This window comes from Oceanospirillum sp. (assembly GCF_048265165.1).
Classification (GTDB): Bacteria; Pseudomonadota; Gammaproteobacteria; order Pseudomonadales; family Halomonadaceae; genus Oceanospirillum.
In genome coordinates, this window is record NZ_JBLXCD010000002.1 from 58,356 (window position 1) to 74,990 (window position 16,635).

Annotated in this window: 18 protein-coding genes and 1 tRNA gene; 5 read left to right on the plus strand and 14 right to left on the minus strand. The window is 47.7% G+C overall.

The window, feature by feature from the left end:
- Positions 1 to 172: 172 nt before the first annotated feature.
- The 8 genes from ACN0R8_RS03825 to ampD form a co-directional block, all read right to left on the minus strand.
- Complete coding sequence (locus ACN0R8_RS03825; protein ID WP_417595264.1) at positions 173 to 1,453, minus strand: exopolysaccharide biosynthesis polyprenyl glycosylphosphotransferase; 1,281 nt, start codon at positions 1,451 to 1,453, stop codon at positions 173 to 175.
- A 38-nt stretch (positions 1,454 to 1,491) separates the two neighbouring features.
- Positions 1,492 to 2,373 carry a glycosyltransferase gene (locus ACN0R8_RS03830; RefSeq protein ID WP_417595266.1) on the minus strand — a complete coding sequence of 294 codons (882 nt, stop codon included), beginning with the start codon at positions 2,371 to 2,373 and terminating at the stop codon, positions 1,492 to 1,494.
- 4 nt (positions 2,374 to 2,377) lie between these two features.
- Positions 2,378 to 3,313, minus strand: a complete 936-nt coding sequence (gene rfbD, locus ACN0R8_RS03835; protein WP_417595268.1) for a dTDP-4-dehydrorhamnose reductase — start codon at positions 3,311 to 3,313, stop codon at positions 2,378 to 2,380.
- A complete protein-coding gene (gene rfbC / locus ACN0R8_RS03840; RefSeq protein WP_417595270.1) occupies positions 3,306 to 3,842 on the minus strand; it encodes a dTDP-4-dehydrorhamnose 3,5-epimerase in 537 nt (178 codons plus the stop codon). Before rfbC ends, rfbD begins: the two co-directional genes overlap by 8 nt.
- 8 nt (positions 3,843 to 3,850) lie before the next feature.
- A complete protein-coding gene (gene rfbA / locus ACN0R8_RS03845; protein WP_417595272.1) occupies positions 3,851 to 4,726 on the minus strand; it encodes a glucose-1-phosphate thymidylyltransferase RfbA in 876 nt (291 codons plus the stop codon).
- A complete protein-coding gene (gene rfbB / locus ACN0R8_RS03850; protein ID WP_417595274.1) occupies positions 4,723 to 5,814 on the minus strand; it encodes a dTDP-glucose 4,6-dehydratase in 1,092 nt (363 codons plus the stop codon). The genes rfbA and rfbB overlap by 4 nt, the downstream gene beginning before the upstream one ends.
- A 220-nt stretch (positions 5,815 to 6,034) precedes the next feature.
- Complete coding sequence (gene ampE / locus ACN0R8_RS03855) at positions 6,035 to 7,066, minus strand: regulatory signaling modulator protein AmpE (protein WP_417595276.1); 1,032 nt, start codon at positions 7,064 to 7,066, stop codon at positions 6,035 to 6,037.
- A 45-nt stretch (positions 7,067 to 7,111) separates the two neighbouring features.
- Entirely contained in the window at positions 7,112 to 7,729 is a 618-nt protein-coding gene (ampD, locus tag ACN0R8_RS03860; protein WP_417595278.1) for a 1,6-anhydro-N-acetylmuramyl-L-alanine amidase AmpD, read from the minus strand.
- Positions 7,730 to 7,914: 185 nt separating this feature from the next.
- On the opposite strand from ampD, the gene nadC reads away from it, so the two are divergent.
- Complete coding sequence (gene nadC / locus ACN0R8_RS03865; protein WP_417595280.1) at positions 7,915 to 8,760, plus strand: carboxylating nicotinate-nucleotide diphosphorylase; 846 nt, start codon at positions 7,915 to 7,917, stop codon at positions 8,758 to 8,760.
- A 111-nt stretch (positions 8,761 to 8,871) separates the two neighbouring features.
- On the opposite strand, the gene rhtB is transcribed toward nadC, so the two are convergent.
- Positions 8,872 to 9,495: a homoserine/homoserine lactone efflux protein gene (rhtB, locus tag ACN0R8_RS03870; RefSeq protein WP_417595282.1), complete on the minus strand. Its 624-nt coding sequence runs from the start codon at positions 9,493 to 9,495 to the stop codon at positions 8,872 to 8,874.
- Between the two features lie 34 nt (positions 9,496 to 9,529).
- Positions 9,530 to 10,054, minus strand: a complete 525-nt coding sequence (locus ACN0R8_RS03875; RefSeq protein ID WP_417595284.1) for a DUF523 domain-containing protein — start codon at positions 10,052 to 10,054, stop codon at positions 9,530 to 9,532.
- A gap of 148 nt (positions 10,055 to 10,202) precedes the next feature.
- On the opposite strand from ACN0R8_RS03875, the gene tsaA reads away from it, so the two are divergent.
- Positions 10,203 to 10,955, plus strand: a complete 753-nt coding sequence (tsaA, locus tag ACN0R8_RS03880) for a tRNA (N6-threonylcarbamoyladenosine(37)-N6)-methyltransferase TrmO (protein WP_417595286.1) — start codon at positions 10,203 to 10,205, stop codon at positions 10,953 to 10,955.
- A 32-nt stretch (positions 10,956 to 10,987) separates the two neighbouring features.
- On the opposite strand, the gene ACN0R8_RS03885 is transcribed toward tsaA, so the two are convergent.
- A complete protein-coding gene (locus ACN0R8_RS03885) occupies positions 10,988 to 11,197 on the minus strand; it encodes a cold-shock protein (protein ID WP_028303926.1) in 210 nt (69 codons plus the stop codon).
- A 406-nt stretch (positions 11,198 to 11,603) separates the two neighbouring features.
- Here ACN0R8_RS03885 and ACN0R8_RS03890 point away from each other — a divergent pair.
- Positions 11,604 to 11,680, plus strand: a tRNA-Ile gene (locus tag ACN0R8_RS03890).
- A gap of 247 nt (positions 11,681 to 11,927) precedes the next feature.
- Positions 11,928 to 12,371, plus strand: coding sequence for an OsmC family protein (locus ACN0R8_RS03895; protein WP_417595288.1), 444 nt, complete (start codon positions 11,928 to 11,930; stop codon positions 12,369 to 12,371).
- 65 nt (positions 12,372 to 12,436) lie between these two features.
- Here the strand turns inward: ACN0R8_RS03895 and ACN0R8_RS03900 are convergent, their stop codons facing one another.
- The 3 genes from ACN0R8_RS03900 to ACN0R8_RS03910 all read right to left on the minus strand — a co-directional run bounded on the left by ACN0R8_RS03900 (position 12,437) and on the right by ACN0R8_RS03910 (position 15,416).
- Positions 12,437 to 13,003 (minus strand): hypothetical protein, encoded by a 567-nt coding sequence (locus tag ACN0R8_RS03900; RefSeq protein ID WP_417595290.1) that lies wholly within the window; start codon positions 13,001 to 13,003, stop codon positions 12,437 to 12,439.
- A gap of 68 nt (positions 13,004 to 13,071) precedes the next feature.
- Positions 13,072 to 13,806 carry an OmpA/MotB family protein gene (locus tag ACN0R8_RS03905; RefSeq protein ID WP_417595292.1) on the minus strand — a complete coding sequence of 245 codons (735 nt, stop codon included), beginning with the start codon at positions 13,804 to 13,806 and terminating at the stop codon, positions 13,072 to 13,074.
- The gene (locus tag ACN0R8_RS03910) at positions 13,803 to 15,416 is read right to left on the minus strand and encodes a hypothetical protein (protein WP_417595294.1); all 1,614 of its coding nucleotides are present in this window, start codon (positions 15,414 to 15,416) and stop codon (positions 13,803 to 13,805) included. Before ACN0R8_RS03910 ends, ACN0R8_RS03905 begins: the two co-directional genes overlap by 4 nt.
- A gap of 288 nt (positions 15,417 to 15,704) precedes the next feature.
- Between ACN0R8_RS03910 and ACN0R8_RS03915 the strand changes: the two genes are divergently transcribed.
- Positions 15,705 to 16,547: an HD-GYP domain-containing protein gene (locus ACN0R8_RS03915; protein ID WP_417595296.1), complete on the plus strand. Its 843-nt coding sequence runs from the start codon at positions 15,705 to 15,707 to the stop codon at positions 16,545 to 16,547.
- Positions 16,548 to 16,635: the final 88 nt, after the last annotated feature.

A 16,635-nucleotide genomic window follows, 5' to 3' on the forward strand; every position in this document is an offset into this window, starting at 1 on the left:
GAACCGGCGATTGAATCAAATGTTATTCACCGGTTGCTTGGAAGTGGAAGAAAGTGCTGTCTGAGGCTGTTTTAGATAAGCTCTACCTGCTGAAGGCAGAGCTTGCCTAGCCACAGACCTGATCTTTAATGCCGCCCGTATAAATTAAAAAATGATTAACGAGGCCTGCCTGCTAGCGGGCTCCAAATCCTGTCAGTACCGTACGTATCGTCTTGAAAAAAATCAATACATCCAGCCAGATCGAAAAATGCTTTATGTAGTAGAAGTCGTATTGCAGCTTCTTCTCCATTCCTTTCAGGTCGGCTGTATACCCTTGGTTCACCTGCGCCCAGCCGGAAATTCCGGGTCTGACGACATGACGATAGGAAAAGAAGGGGATCATATCTTCATACCATTCGGCCAGCTCTTTTGACTCAGGCCTAGGACCTATAAAGCTCATTTCACCTTTAAGTACGTTAACGAGCTGGGGCAGCTCATCAATGCGATACTTTCTGATGATTCGGCCTATATCGGTTATGCGGGGGTCGTTATTTTCATTCGTATATCCCTCCCCCTCTATATCTACATGCATACTGCGGAATTTATAAACATTAAAGAGTTTTCCGCGGTAGCCAATTCTCTCTTGTATAAAAAAAACGGGGCCTTTTGAATCCAGCTTGATCAGCAGACCGGTAACAATAACCACAGGAAGGATCAACGGAATAAGAATAAACACTAATATAGCGTCAAAAAAACGTTTCATAATGCTGTACATGGGTGATGGCGTTAATGTGCCTATGTCGTTTTCAGCCATGTGCCCAATGCTGACTCGACCTGTCAGCATCTCCTCAATCTGCCTGTAGTGAAAAACCGGAATATTAGACAGTGTGCACTTGGCCAGAAATTTCTCCCATACCGCTGGAATCTGGTCAAAGTGCAGGTCAGCAACAATAGCGTCGTAGCGCCGACCCTGCAGGTCAGGCGCATACAGGGTGTGCAACTGAAGTTCAGGGTTAATGCTCAGGCTTTCTGCTCGGCCAAGGGGCACCAGCGCCAGTTTCGGTGCTCTGAAGCGTTTCCTGATATAAAACGCAGTTACCGACCAAATGTTAGCGAAGATGTAGGAGATCAGTAGCGGTTGCCGGATATATTCAATTCTTAGATAAGACATTCCGGAGACAATAACCAGCCAGATGATGGCTAATAACGGCAAGATATAAACAACGCTTTGCTGGGCCCCAGGAAAATGCCGAATCTGCCTGATAATAATGAACGCCAGGCAAAAACAGGTAACCTCTGAGAGCAGTGTATTAATATATAGGCTGTCGGATAGCTTGCCAGAATGGTTAAAAAATACGAATTGCCACAAGGGGAGTAACGTTACAAAAAGTACCCCCAGCAGGAACTGAAAATAACCACTAAACAGTATGCGTTCATGCCAAAGTGAGTGTCGGCGTTGAAATGTATTCCTCACTGTGAAACCTTATATAAGTAGCAGTACATATTTTTTAATTAGTATAATCCCAGAATAATCAACAACAGCAGATATAGCTTGTCTCGGGGCCGCCGTCTCAACTCTGAAAAGTTCATGATCAGAAAGCATCTGCTATTAAAATTGTTGACCTGAGCAGGGTCCAGTAATTCGGATATTCTGACAACCTGATCTCTGTACCATCCGTTTTTTACGAGCTTAATTCTTTTTATGTAAGCCTTGATGCTGACATTAGCCCCGACCTGATTTGAGCTGTGCTGGCGGTAATGCATACCGGGCTGAGAATCAATATACCATTTATATTTCTGATTTCGACAAAAGGCATAAATTAACCAGTCGTGCAGATCAACTAAATCAACACGCTCCTGTTGCGAAAGCAAGAGATGCTGCAACTTACAAGCCACGGAAGACCTGAGCAGATAAGTACATCCCGGGCCGGCAGCTTCAAAGAAATAGTCGTATTGTGTTTGGGGCTGGGCTTTATTTAAGCATTGCTTACGCCCATCCGGCCAAAAAGCGATTACATTGGAAGAGTATGCATCATACCCTTGCTCCAGAAATGACCAGGCTCGGCTCAGTTTATCGTTAAACCAGATATCATCCTGATCAGCCAGAGCGATGGCATCATAATTCTCCAGCTGGGTATCCCGCAACAGGCGATAAAAGTTCTTCCCGGCACTGCCAAAATGAAAGCCGCAGGGTAGCACTGTTATGTTCCCGGATTGAGCCGCGCGCTGTGTAATCCAGTATTCCGTACCATCATCTGACGAGTCAACACTAACAAAAAGATGCACATCAACATCTTTCTGCTGGAGAATACTGTCCACTTGCTCCTGAAGCCAAACCATTCCCTGATATGCGGCCATCAGAACAGCAATTTTAGGCGGTGGCGCACATGTCATAACATCAGGATTCGTTCTTCAGCTTTGTGAGCATCCGGCTCAACTCATCCTGCCATTGAGGTATCTCTATCGACAAGGTGCGCTGAACTTTAGTGCAATCGAGCCTCGAATTAAGAGGCCTTTTGGCCGGTGTCGGATACTCAGATGTCGTAATACCCTGAACCACAGGCTGCTTTTCAAGTAATCCCATCCCATAGGCCTGCGCGAAAATTTCTATGGCAAAGCCATGCCATGTAGTCTCAGGCTGATTGGAAAAGTGATAGATTCCGGAGTCTAAGCTCCCGGTGTAGAAGTACTGCCGGGCAAAACACCACAGAGTCTCAGCAATGCTGGCAGCACTGGTCGGGGCTCCCTGCTGATCGGCAACAACACTCAAAGCATCACGCTCACCGGCTAACCGAAGCATGGTTTTGACAAAGTTTCCGCCATGAACACCAAATACCCAGCTGGTTCGGAGGATCAGATAAAGGGCACCGGACTGCTGCAGCGCTTGTTCGCCGGCAAGTTTACTCGCGCCATAAATACTCTCAGGCGACGTTGAATCTGTCTCCTTGTAGGGAGTATCTTTTTCACCATCAAACACATAGTCTGTTGAAATATGGAGCACAGGTATCTGTCGCTGTTTGGCTTCTTGGGCTAAATTCAAAACACCATCGTGGTTAACAGCATAAGCCTGATCGGGCTCCGCTTCTGCCTTATCAACTGCAGTATATGCAGCAGCATTGATAATCAGATCCGGCTGAAACTGCTCCATAACAGCCTTTACTCTGTCAGCCTGGGTAATATCCAGTTCAGAAGACGAGCAGGCCAGAACCTGAACTATTTTGCCATCACCATGCTTTTCCCGATCAGCGCCTGAGACCGATACAGTCGTCGGTGCCTGCTCCACTAAAGACTTGCCGACCTGCCCATTAGCTCCGGTTATCAGAATTTTAACCATGCTCAGGTTCCAGAGATGCATATTTTGAGTCTTTATCAGACAATAATACGTCTTCTATTGGCCAATCAATATTCAACAAGGGGCAGTTCCATGCAACGCCACCTTCATCACTGGGGTCATAGTAATCAGTACATTTATAAACAAAATCGACTTCTTCACTTAAAACCACAAAACCATGGGCATAGCCCGGCGGAACCCAGAGTTGCAGGTGATTATCTTCACTCAGCTCAACACCGACATACTGCCCATAAGTTGGCGAGGCGGGGTCAATATCTGCTGCAACATCAAAAACCGCACCACGGGTAACACTGACTAACTTGCCCTGAGGTTTTGTTTTTTGGAAATGCAGCCCCCGTAATACACCTCTGCGGGAGCGGGAGTGATTATCCTGTACAAAAGCCAGGTCGATACCTGCCATATCCAGGTAGCGCTGCGCATTAAATGTCTCTTTAAAAAAACCACGATGATCACCGAACACTTTAGGTTCTATGATTTTAACCCCGGCTAAAGCCGTATCTGTTACTTTCATATTGGTATTTAAACTCTGTCTTCCTGTGCCAGCTTGAGCAAATATTGCCCATAACCGGTTTTAGCCAACAACTGCCCCTGAGACTGCATCTGTTCACGGGTCAGCCAACCGTTGCGATAAGCGATCTCTTCCAGACAGGCAATTTTAAGGCCCTGCCTGTGCTCGACGGTCTGGACAAACATACCGGCTTCCAACAGGCTTTCATGGGTTCCGGTATCCAGCCAGGCAAAACCGCGACCGAGTAATTCAACATTGAGATCACCCCGCTCCAGGTAAGCCTGATTAATGCTGGTAATTTCCAGCTCGCCGCGCTCTGAAGGCTTAACCTGTTTAGCTATTTCAACAACATCATTGTCATAAAAATACAGCCCGGTAACCGCATAGTTTGACTTGGGTTTAACCGGTTTCTCTTCGATGGACAGAGCCTTGCCATCAGGATCAAAATCAACAACACCGAAGCGTTCCGGGTCGTTCACTAAGTAGCCAAAAACAGAAGCACCCTGCTCACGGTCCGCGGCGGCTCTGAGCTGGCGGCTAAAGCTCTGCCCATAGAAGATATTATCTCCAAGAACCAGGCAAACGCGGTCATCACCAATAAACTCTTCACCGATAATAAAGGCCTGAGCCAACCCATCCGGAGATGGTTGCTCTGCATAACTCAGCTCAATGCCATAATCTGAGCCATCTCCCAGCAGCTTCTGAAAATTTGGCAGATCTTCAGGCGTGGAAATCACAAGGATTTCACGAATACCAGCCAGCATCAGTACCGATAGTGGATAAAAAATCATCGGTTTGTCGTAGATGGGCAGCAGCTGTTTCGATACCCCTTTAGTGATTGGGTAAAGGCGGGTGCCCGAACCTCCGGCTAAGATAATACCTTTCATGACTTTTCTCCCAAACGACCCAGTTGATACTCACCACTCAATACTCGCTGCCACCATTGAGGATTGTCCAGATACCATTGCACAGTTTTACGGATACCTGTTTCAAAGGACTCTTCAGGAACCCAGCCTAACTCGCGTTCAATTTTGCCTGCATCAATTGCATAACGCACATCATGACCGGGCCGGTCTTTAACGAAGGTGATCAGATCACGATAATGGTCGGCTGGCTTCTCCGGCAACCATTGCGCGTGGGAGTATGTACCCGGTGGCGCCAGCTCCTGCAGGAGGTCACAAATGACTTCAACAACCTCAAGGTTGCGCTTTTCGTTGTGCCCGCCAATATTATAGGTTTCACCGACAACACCGTTAATAACCACACTTACCAGCGCACGGGCGTGATCTTCAACATAAAGCCAGTCCCGTACCTGATTACCATCGCCATAAACCGGAAGCGATTTTCCGGATAAAGCATTAAGGATCATATGGGGGATCAGTTTTTCCGGAAAGTGGCAGGGGCCATAATTATTGGAACAGTTCGTCACCAACGTTGGCAGGCCATAGGTACGCTGCCAAGCGCGCACCAGGTGATCAGAGCTGGCTTTCGAGGCTGAGTAAGGCGAACTTGGAGCATAAGATGTCGTTTCCAGAAAGAGATCTTCAGTTCCTTCCAGATCCCCATATACCTCATCCGTTGAAATATGATGAAAACGGAACGCTGTCTTATCTGGCTCACTCAAACCATTCCAGTAACGGCGAGCCACTTCCAGAAGCGTGTAAGTACCTACAATGTTGGTCTGGATAAAATCTGCCGGGCCATCAATCGAACGATCAACATGGCTTTCTGCAGCCAGATGCATAACATGCGTGGGTTTAAAATCTGCAAATAGTGCGTCCATAGCTTCTGCATCGCAAATATCCGTTTGCGCAAACCGGTATCGGGGGCAGGAGGCGACACTGGCTACAGAATCCGGGTTGCCAGCGTATGTCAGCTTGTCGATGCTCATGACGTCATGAACTGTATTTTCTACCAGATGGCGAACCACCGCTGAGCCTATGAATCCAGCCCCACCTGTAACCATAATTTTCATTTCAAATGCACTCAAAACTATTTCAAATTTTGTCTGTTTCTACTGCAGAATCACAAGGCCAAAATAAACATGCTATTCCCAGATAAAGACCTCATTACAATCATGGAACCATAACAGAATGAGACATTCTTAGCAGCCAGTTTGACCATAGAATCACCTGCCGGAGCCTCATTCAGATGCCTACGTCACAACTCCATCAAAACCACAGCCATAACCATCATCATAACTCCATCAGAACCACTGTCACGGCTATCGCAATGACCCACAGAACAGAGCTTCTGCGTAGCAGGGCTTCCAGTTCCTGTAGCTGTTCATCTTTGTGGGTGCTGTCTTCAGCAGACGGGAAAGGTTCACTATCACAACCTTCAACTTTTTCACCCAAAGCCCCCAGAGCAAAATGGGTCAAAAGCATTTCATGGGAGTGCTTTTTATTTAAAAGGCTGCTGATCCATTGATGACTACAATACACAAAGTGGCCGGTCAGCATAAAACTCAGCCCCATCAGTTTTGCCGGTAGCCATTCAAACAGGTACTGAACATTTCTGATCCGGCTGGCGGAAATAGCCGAAGTTTTCTCTGCCGTGACTCCGATCGGCGACTTGTCACAAAACAGTATCATTAATCGGGCCAGTAAAGCACCTTCCGCGCCCAACCACATAAACCAAAACGTAATCAGAAAGAAATCCTGGAATCTCATATTTATGAGCCGGGAAAAAACCCGCTGATAAAGCTGTTTCTCATCTTTAATATTCTCACCGGGTAAAAGTTCAGAGGCATACTGATAAGCCCCTTGCAGGTCTTTTTGTCGCCAGGCGATCTGAAAACGGGTGAACCAGTGATAGCTGTCTTTGCGGCCAAGACTGTAAAGCAAGACCAAAATGGATAAAACAAAAGCAGGGAACCCCCAGATAAACTGTTCCAGAACAGCAAGCACAATACTAAGCCCAACAACAGGCAGAATAACTGAGACAAAGAAAACACCTGTTCCGGCAAACCAACGGGGCAAGGTTGTATTAGACGGTGTTGTATTGGACGGTGCTGTATTGGACGGTGCTGTATTGGGCTGATTAGCTGCCGTTGTTACGCTACCCGGTTCTTCACTTTCCGGATCATAAAGATGGCGTGCCTTTGGTTTGAACAAAGTGACAGCTCGGTCCTTAAGCGAAAAAAACCAGTGATCGTGGCATTTTTCAGGCATTAAGCTAAGAAGCGCCCGTAGCATCAGAACGGTAATTAAAACGACAAATTCCATGAGTAAACCTCGCCTGTCCGTAATATGACTTAATAAATTGAATTCTCAGGTCTGATTATCTTCGTTGCTGTGACTTATCATACCCTTGACCTGGTTTCGGTATCTGACCCAATCAAAAGCCTGTCCGGGGTCTGTTTTTCGTCCCGGGGCAATCTCATTATGGCCAGCGATATTATCAGTCGTTATTTTTGGATAATAATGCCTGATCTCATCGGTGACCCTGGCAAGAGCCCTGTACTGTTCATCGGTATAGGGGCAGGTGTCAGTGCCTTCCAGTTCAATACCAATCGAAAAATCATTGCAGTTTTTACGGCCCTGAAATGAAGACTGTCCCGCATGCCAGGCGCGCTGATTCAAAGGTACAAACTGAATTAATGAGCCGTCACGCCTTACCAATAAGTGAGCAGAAACTTCTATACCTTCTATTTCTTTAAAAAACGGATGGTACGAGTGATCCAGACAGTTGGTAAAGAATTGCTCGATATAATTCCCGGAAAACTCCCCTGGCGGCAGACTAATATTATGAATCACCAGAAGCTCCACATCGACACCCTCAGGTCGCCGATTAAAGTTAGGTGAAGGCTTTCGGGCCACACCAGCCAACCAGACATCTTCCTGGTCAGCGCGGGGTAAAGCCGCCGAGGGCCGTAAGTCTTGGTGCATAGTGTTAGCTCATCCCGGTCAGAGTCGTTGTTCGTTCAGGTTTGTAACAGGCAGTCTACCTTATCTTTCTTTATCACTGTTATCCGGGATTGGGATAAATAGTGGCCGATGCAGCCTTGCTGTTTTTATTGCCGTTTGTCTTTATAATAGCCGCAGCATTTTATCCATTGGCCCCGAGGTTGTTTATGTCCATGCCCCCCTTGCTAAAAAAGAGTATTCCTGAACAAGTTGCCGGGGCTATTGCCGAGGACGTGGGCGCTGGTGATATTACCGCAATGCTAATCCCAGAAGAACGTCAGGCCCGGGCACGGGTTATCACTCGTGACGATGCAGTGCTATGCGGCACAGCCTGGGTAGATGAGGTTTTTCGTCAGATAGACCCTGAAGTCAACGTTATCTGGCAAGCCAAAGATGGTGAACGTGTTATTCGTAACCAGGTACTCTTTTATCTCGAAGGCTCTGCACGCTCTTTGCTGACTGGCGAGCGCTGTGCCCTGAACTTTGTACAATCCCTATCCGGTACAGCAACACGCTGTCAACAATATGCGGATCTGGTATCTGATACAAGAGTCCAGCTGCTGGATACCCGCAAAACAATTCCGGGTCTGCGTTTAGCCCAGAAATATGCTGTAACCTGTGGCGGCTGCTTTAACCATCGCATCGGTTTGTATGATGCTTTTCTTATTAAAGAAAACCATATTTCTGCCTGCGGCTCCATTGCAGCCTCTGTTGAGCGTGCGCGCTCAGTCGCTCCGGGCAAACCGGTGGAGGTGGAGGTGGAAAACCTGGATGAATTGAATGAAGCTCTGGATGCCAGTGCCGATATCATTATGATTGATAATTTCTCCCTCAGCATGATGCGGGAAGCTGTAAAAGTAGCCGACGGCCGGGCTAAGCTTGAAGCATCAGGTGGTGTAACCGATGAAACTCTGCGTGATATTGCCTTAACCGGCGTTGACTACATCTCCATCGGTGCGCTGACCAAGGACTGTAAAGCTGTCGATCTCTCTATGCGCCTGGTAGAGATCTGATAGCCTGCATTTCGCCAGCCTCAATATGTCGGATGGCGCGCCTGTAAAATTTTGAGTTAACCTCAAGTTTTGAAACAGACGCCTATACCGGCCTGCTTTGGCTGGCGCACTTCATCCCCGGCTGTAAGAAGCCAATGCTGTTCCGGCTGCCATAAACATACCGCCAAAAACACGATTCTGGGATTTCTGATGTTTAGGGTCTTTAAACCAGCCACTGAGCTTAGCTGCCAGAGAGGCATAACCCACCATCACCAGTATATCGACGATTATCAGGGTTACCCCCATAATCAGAAATTGTGGCAACTGAGGAGCATCTGCCACGATAAACTGCGGAAACAGGGCGACCAGAAACACCGTTGCCTTAGGGTTGACCAGATTTACAAATGCCGCTTGCCAGAAACGTCGCCGACCACTTTCAACATCCTGCTGTTGTTTTGCATCCAGAGATAGCGGCTCCTGTCGCCACTTCTGATACCCCAGCCAAATCAGATAAGCAGCGCCCAGCCACTTGACCAAACTGAAAGCAATCTCAGACGATGCCAGAAGTGCACCTAGGCCAACGCCAACAATAATCACCTGGGCACCATAGCCAAGCTGTAATCCAAGAATAGCAGGCATGCTTTTACGCACACCATAACGAAGGCCATTGCTCATAGTGTTCACAGCGCCAGCACCGGGAGACACACTGATCAGAACCGAGGCCAGAAGAAAAGCCAGAAAAAACTCAAAACTCATAAAGATCCTAGACAGCCATTGCGGAACAATTTACTCAGGCATCTGCCGATGCTGTAAGCGGTTCTTCAAGTGATACCAGATAAGCATCTGCCTCTTCCAGCTGATGTTCATTGAATACTTTAATACCCGCTTCTTCCAGTGCCGCAGCTGTAACCCCCTGCCCATCACGAAGTTGCTTACTGAACTCGCCACTGTAGATCTGCTGATTGCCGCAGGAAGGACTATTTGCTTTCAGAACCGCAACCGCAATTTCTTCCTTCAGTGCCAGTTCCTGTGTTTTGCGGGCACCCCGCACAAAATACTGACTGACATTATGCCCCTGGCGGGTAATCACTTTTCCCTCTTCATGGAAAATATCTTTACCATCGAAACCTACCTGTATCTCTGCTGCAGGCCTTGGAACCAGCAGACCACCAAGGGTTTCAGGGCAAACAGAAACAAGGCGCTCTTCCTGCTGCCATTGATCCAGAATGGTATGAGCGACCGGACGGGAGGAGCCGTCATAACGCACACGCTCGCCAAGCAGACAGGCACTAACAAGTACTTTATTGCGGGTCATTTTTTCTTCCAACTTCTAAAAAAAGCAGTCTAGCAGGCTTTATTCTCTTGGGAAACTGCGAAGCCAATGGGGTGACTTATCTCACTCAGTGTCATTTGGGTTAAAATTAATTGATTGTCGGCTTGTTACTGCTTCTGAGGATATCTCTTTGCTTAAGACTTTATCGTTTTCTCCAATTGGTGTTGTTCACTCCTGTTATAAGGAGAAATTTGGCATTCCCCGTCAGCCGGGTCTGGCTCCGGCATCAACAGGCACTATCCGACTACTGCCACCTTATAACCTGCCGGAGGCTGTTCGGGGGCTAGAGGACAACACACACATTTGGGTACAGTTTGTTTTTCATCAATGTCTGCGGGATGAGTGGAAACCCACCGTGCGCCCTCCTCGCCTCGGGGGCAATGAGCGTCTGGGGGTTTTTGCAACCCGGGCCACATTTCGCCCTAATCCACTGGGTTTATCTGTGGTCAGGCTCGAAGGGATCGCGTTCACCGGTAAGGAGGTACTTATCCACATCAGCGGATTGGATCTGGTGGAGGGTACGCCGGTACTGGATATAAAGCCCTATATTCCCTATGTGGATAAAGTAGAGGATGCCAGAAGTGCATTTGCCCCGGATGCGCCAGTGAGCCACCCTGTCTTCTGGGCACCGGAAGGTAAAGCCGCACTGAATGCCTATGAAAAACAGCACGGTGCGATAAAATCCCTGATCGAGCAGGTATTACAGCAAGATCCTCGGCCAGCATACCGCCATGGCAAAGCTGACGAAAAAATCTACGGAATACGCCTGATGCAGGCAGATGTCAGGTTTCAGATCCGGGAGGGAGACACGGGTGTACTTACGGTCTGGGTAGTCGATGTGGTATCAGAGTATTTTCAGGCAAAAAAATACCCGCCAGGATAAGCGGGTATTCAGGTCAAACGAAGCTGTAATCATTAGACTACAGTTACGTTCTCAGCCTGAGGGCCTTTCTGGCCTTGAGTTACTTCAAAAGTAACCTGCTGACCTTCTTCAAGGCTACGACGGCCAGTACCGTTAATGGCGCGGAAATGTACGAATACATCGCTGTCGCCTTCACGAGAAATAAAGCCAAAACCTTTTTCGTCGTTAAACCATTTAACAGTACCAGTAATTAAACCTGACATAACGTCCTCTTTACTCTTGCTTGCGCCCGGACTCACCGGGAATAAAATCTTACATGGTTCATCCAAAGGACGTTCCATCATTGCCTCTGCAACTTAAGCTGCAGTATCTCTATTAGAGCATGACTTTATGGCTTTACAACAACTTTTTGCAGTTTTTCATAAAAAAAATGCCAAAGCAAAATAGCGGGTCATTATGCCCCAGAAGATAAAACCCTTGCGCGCCAGAGGATAAAACAAAGTGCCTGAGAGGCAATAACCATCACCCTGATCCTGTTTCAGACAGAAAACTCAAATTTATCAATCAGTTTGCGTACTTAAACACTGGCGAATCCGGCTCAGCTTTTGTACAATTCTGCCCACTTAAGTTTTACGGCTCAGTTTCTGTTAAAAGCGCCGGATAACTTTAGGGCCTGTAGCTCAGTTGGTTAGAGCACACGACTCATAATCGTTAGGTCCTCGGTTCAAGTCCGAGCAGGCCCACCATTGAATACCAAAACCCAGCAGTCACCCTGCTGGGTTTTTTATTGCCTGCCATTTCTTTATTGTCATGCTCTCAGCTTCAGTAACTCTTAAGCCTCTTTCTTTAGTTTTAGCGACCTACACGACCTGACCATCTGCTGTTAAGCTATTGACTAAGCGGCATATAAATATTAGAAAAAACTTATGTGATCGGCATTAGCCTGGGGTTCTACCTGAAATCAGCATATTTAATTTGAAAAAGGAATATTCCATGTCAGAACATCGCGCCCAACTTAATTGGCAGCGTAAAGCACACCCGGAAGACAACAGCACTTTCTGCCGGAATCACACTCTTGTATTGAATGGCGAGCAAACTATTAACGCCTCTTCAGCCGCTGGTTTTATGGGAGATGCTCAGTGCTCAGACCCGGAGCAGATGCTGGTCGCTGCCGTTTCCAGTTGTCATATGCTGACCTTTCTGGCCATTGCCGATATTAAAGGTTTTACAGTTGAAAGCTATCAGGATGATGCCGTTGGCTTTCTGACCAAAGCAGAACGCGGAAAAGTGGTCAGTCGGATAGAACTACACCCTTCAATCACTTTTGGTGGTGACAAGCAGCCAACAGAAGCAGAACTGGACAGGCTGCATGACGGAGCCCATAAGAATTGCTTTATTGCCAATTCAATTAAAGCTGAAGTCGAAGTTATTAAATAAGATGCAATAGCATCAGTAAGTGAGATGGCACTCACCATTAAATAGAGCAGTACCGCCGGGAGGGGCTACAAATGCCCCTCAATACGAACTGGGTATAGGGTATAGATCCGAAAAAAGTCCTGCAGCTGGAACCCTCTCAGTAAACCTTCGCTATAGCGTATCCTGCGGTTGCGCGTAAGACTGAACCCTCTATAAGACAGCAGAGCAAGGCACGCTGGACAGACCGTCAGACTACGGCGCTTGTGTTCATCTGCTGGCACAGGAAAGGGTGACGACAGGCAGGTTGTTGCCACCAGAGGCTCATGATGGCGCGCCTGTAAAACACCGCAACCCGCAACATGAAAGTGCTCTTTTTCTCTCTTTCGGGTCGGTTTACCCTCTTCTTTTTGTAGAACACCTTCATCAGCAAAGAACACAACAACCCTGCCATTTTTAATCGCCAATGTCTGATCCGGTAAAACCCGGATACTGTCGTAGGTGGTTTTAACCCCCTGATTTTCCAGTCTGGAACGCTCCTGACCGGTAAGGTGTTTACTGGCGTCAAACAAAACAAAATGTCCCGGCCTACGGGCATTCATCCGACGGCGCAGAGAGAGCATACCTTCATGCTGATTAAAATCCGGTAATTTCATTGCTTAATCTATGCCCTCATCCGCCAGAGCCTTCATCCAACAGTCAGCGCTCTCATTTATCCTGCGCATTATTTATCCAGGGCATCTTTCAGAATTTCACGAATCCGGGAATCTGCATCGGTTCGCAGGCGGAATTCAACACGCCGGGATCGCTCGCTGTTCTCCTGCCCAACCGTATCGATCACCAACTTAGATGAAGAAAGGCCATTAGCGGTCAGATGACCCTTCAACCACTCTTTCTGGTAGTTCACTTCCGGCAGAGAGAGCACATACCCCAGTGCCGAACGGGTACGTGCCTGAGACAGGCGCATATTGTTGATGTAAGCTTCATCGACACTACGGGCATTGGTCCAGTCACTTGAGGTATGGCCCTCGATACGAACCTCAGAAATATCATAACGATATTTATCCGAGGTAATAATGCGGGCGTAACGGGGGAAAAAATCCGCCAGAATTTCCTCAAACTCAGGCTGAAGTGATGACTGCCCCAAGTCAAACATCACATCCGTATTATAAAACTGAAGACTCAGGTCTTCGGCTTTCAACTCGGCCCCCCAGCGCGGCAGATCATCTTTAAACTCATTATAAAGATCCTGGTACAGCTGTTCGCGCAGATCCTGGTATAGCAGCGCCACTTGCTTAATTTTTTCCGTTTCCCGCTCAAGAATCACCATATACGCCACAGCGACCAACAGGAAAACCATCATCAGCCCCGCCATAAGGTCACTAACGGCAACCCAGTGCGCACCCTCTTCAGCGGTCAGGCTTTCTTCTTCATCCTGTTGCGGGCCCAGTTGGTTCACTTCACATTCCTTCCGGCTCTGGCAGCCCTACGCCCGGGCCGCAACGGCACATTGGCACTATCCGCTTCCTGTGTTTTAGCTGCAGAAGGTACAGGCGCAAGTACTGCGGAATCAGCACCATGGGCACTGGTATTATCGGTCTTGGTACTAGCCACCTTAGAACTATCGGTCTTGGTACTAGCCACCTTAGAACTATCCGTCTTGGTACTATCGACCTTGGTACTATCGACCTTCGTACTATCCGCCTTCGTCTTGCCAGCCTCAGTATTATCAACCCTAGCAGCATGGGGCTCAGCGGTTGCAGGTACAGGTCGGCTGCTGCCCGCTGCAGAACCTTTGGCTGCTCCTGATACGGATCGTCCCTCCCCTGGCAGCTGGGCTGAGATCTGAACAACCTGGCGCAATTTTTCAGTCAGTGGTAAGTAATCGCTGACAAATTTTTCAGATAGCGCTGTTAGCTGTCCGCCAAAGGTTTGCAGGGCATGGGTTAGCTCCTGCTCCATGGCATTGTCCATACGTACCAACTGTTTCTCATTCCGGTCAAGCATCTGCAGCACCACATCATGATGGCGACTGTTAACCTGCTCCATATCAGTGACTAGTTGCTGGTTGACGGTAATAACGGTTTTCTCAATGGTGGCGGAGGTCTGTGTCAGCAGATCATTCATCTGTTTATGACTCTCCCGTATGCCTCCGGCAAGCTCTTCTGTCAGAGCCATAATGCGACCTTCAAGGGCGGGCAAGCCATCGGAAGCCTTACTCACCAAACTTGCCAAGCTATCAAGGTAGCTGCCTAACGAGTTTGACTGCTGCTGCAGACCTGTCATGACGCCACCCAGTTTTTCGGAAACTTCATTAAAGGCCTGAGTATGCTGCACCATGGTTTGGTAGGCTTCTGTGGCTTTATCCAATACATCGCCATTGGCTTTTTGCTGCTCAAGCAGTTTAGCCAGCTCGCCTTTATAGTTTTCCTGCCATTCAACCATACGACCAACCGCCTGGTTCAGCTGCCGGAAGTTATCACCATATTGCACGGTAATTTTATCGTTAAAGCTGGTCATCAGCTCCGTAATCGCTGATGTTAACGCGTTACTGTTGGCGGATACCATCTCCTCCTGATACTGGCTGATCACGGTTTCCAGTCGCCCCAGATGCTGCTCCAACCCTTTGGTTCCGGCCTGTATATTATCGCCAATATCAGCCAGACCGGTTTTATTCAACACCAGACGAATGTCCCCCAACAGGGTTGCCAGATCATCCACCGTCGCGCCGGTATATTTGGTTTCGGTCTCGTAATTGCGAACATGCTTAATAACGTGACGCAGCTTAATACTCATCGCCGCCAAAAGACCCGCAATCGAAGACCAAAATGCGGTCTTAAGACCTTCGATCAGCTGGGGAACGCTGCCTTCAATGTCCGTGGTATCAAAATCCATCAGACCCAAAGCAACCCCCAGAAACGTACCAAAAATTCCGATACTGGTCAGAATCGAAGGCGCTGCGTTTACCGTGCGCAAAGAATAAACCGGCCCATGAAAATAAAGGGTCAGTGCCATAATGATCAGAATGACCACTGAGGTCAGTGGAGAAAACGCTGCTAAGAAGTCCATAACTATCGCTTTGGTCAAATGAACACCTATTATGGCGTTAAGTTTGTTGACTGAAAACGGGTATCGAAAAGGCAGCTTGTTATATTTCTGTGAATGGCGCTCAACAACATAACTGCATACAAATAATTGCAAATAGATACCATGCCAATAAATCCGACTAAATAAAGTAACTCAGGGTTTTTCCGAGGTTATCCACTTCTTAAAATATTCTATGATATACATCAATAATATCTAACATAACACTGCCTTCAATCTTATTAAGCTAAGACACATTTAAAGGATTAATTCGTGAGACCGTCACAACTGAACACCATGACAACGGAGCCTCTGGTAAAACTCCCTGCAAACCATCCTACAGAAGACCCAAGTGAATGGGGCAAAAAAAACCGCCCATCCGAGGAACTCAGCCTTGTTCTCAATGCATCAATACCAGCCAAAGAGAAAGCCTCGGCTGTATTTGAACATTGCAGCGATCTGATGCATAACCTGATGAACGAGCCTGTTACAGAGCAGCTGATCGAAGAGACAAGCCAACCGATCATCGCATTGGCAGAGTGCGTTATCGCGGACGAGGATGTCTCCGGCAGCCTTCTGCGCATCACCTCTCACGATTACTATACCTATACTCACTGCGTCAACGTCGGTGTCAAATCCCTGCTGATCGCCAAACATATGCTCAAAACAGCTGACGATAACCTGATGAAAGAACTCGGTGTTGGCTTCTTTTTGCATGATATCGGCAAGTCACAGGTTGACCCTGGTATTCTGAACAAGCCTGGCAGGTTAACCGATGAAGAGTTTGCCATTATGCGCAATCACCCTGAACGGGGTGCCGAGTTGCTGAGGCAGGCAAACTCCCTTGATGAGATCCGTGAAATTACCGTGCTGCAACACCATGAGAAAATTGATGGCACAGGCTACCCCTACGGCTTAAAAGGAGATGAGTTTCACCAATTTGGCCAGATCTGCGCACTGGCTGATATCTACGATGCTCTGACCGCTGAGCGATCCTATAAGAAAGGTATGACGGTATTTGAAGCACTAAAGCTGATGAAAGATAAGATGTCGCACCACTTTGATGAGAAGCTGTTCAATAGCTTTATTCAGCTGTTTATCAAAGAATCGACCTGAGGCTTCCTGCAGGGTATATCGGTATAGTTTCCATAAAAAAACCACCGTGATAAGTCACGGTGGTTTTTTTGTTCCGATCAACCCAGCA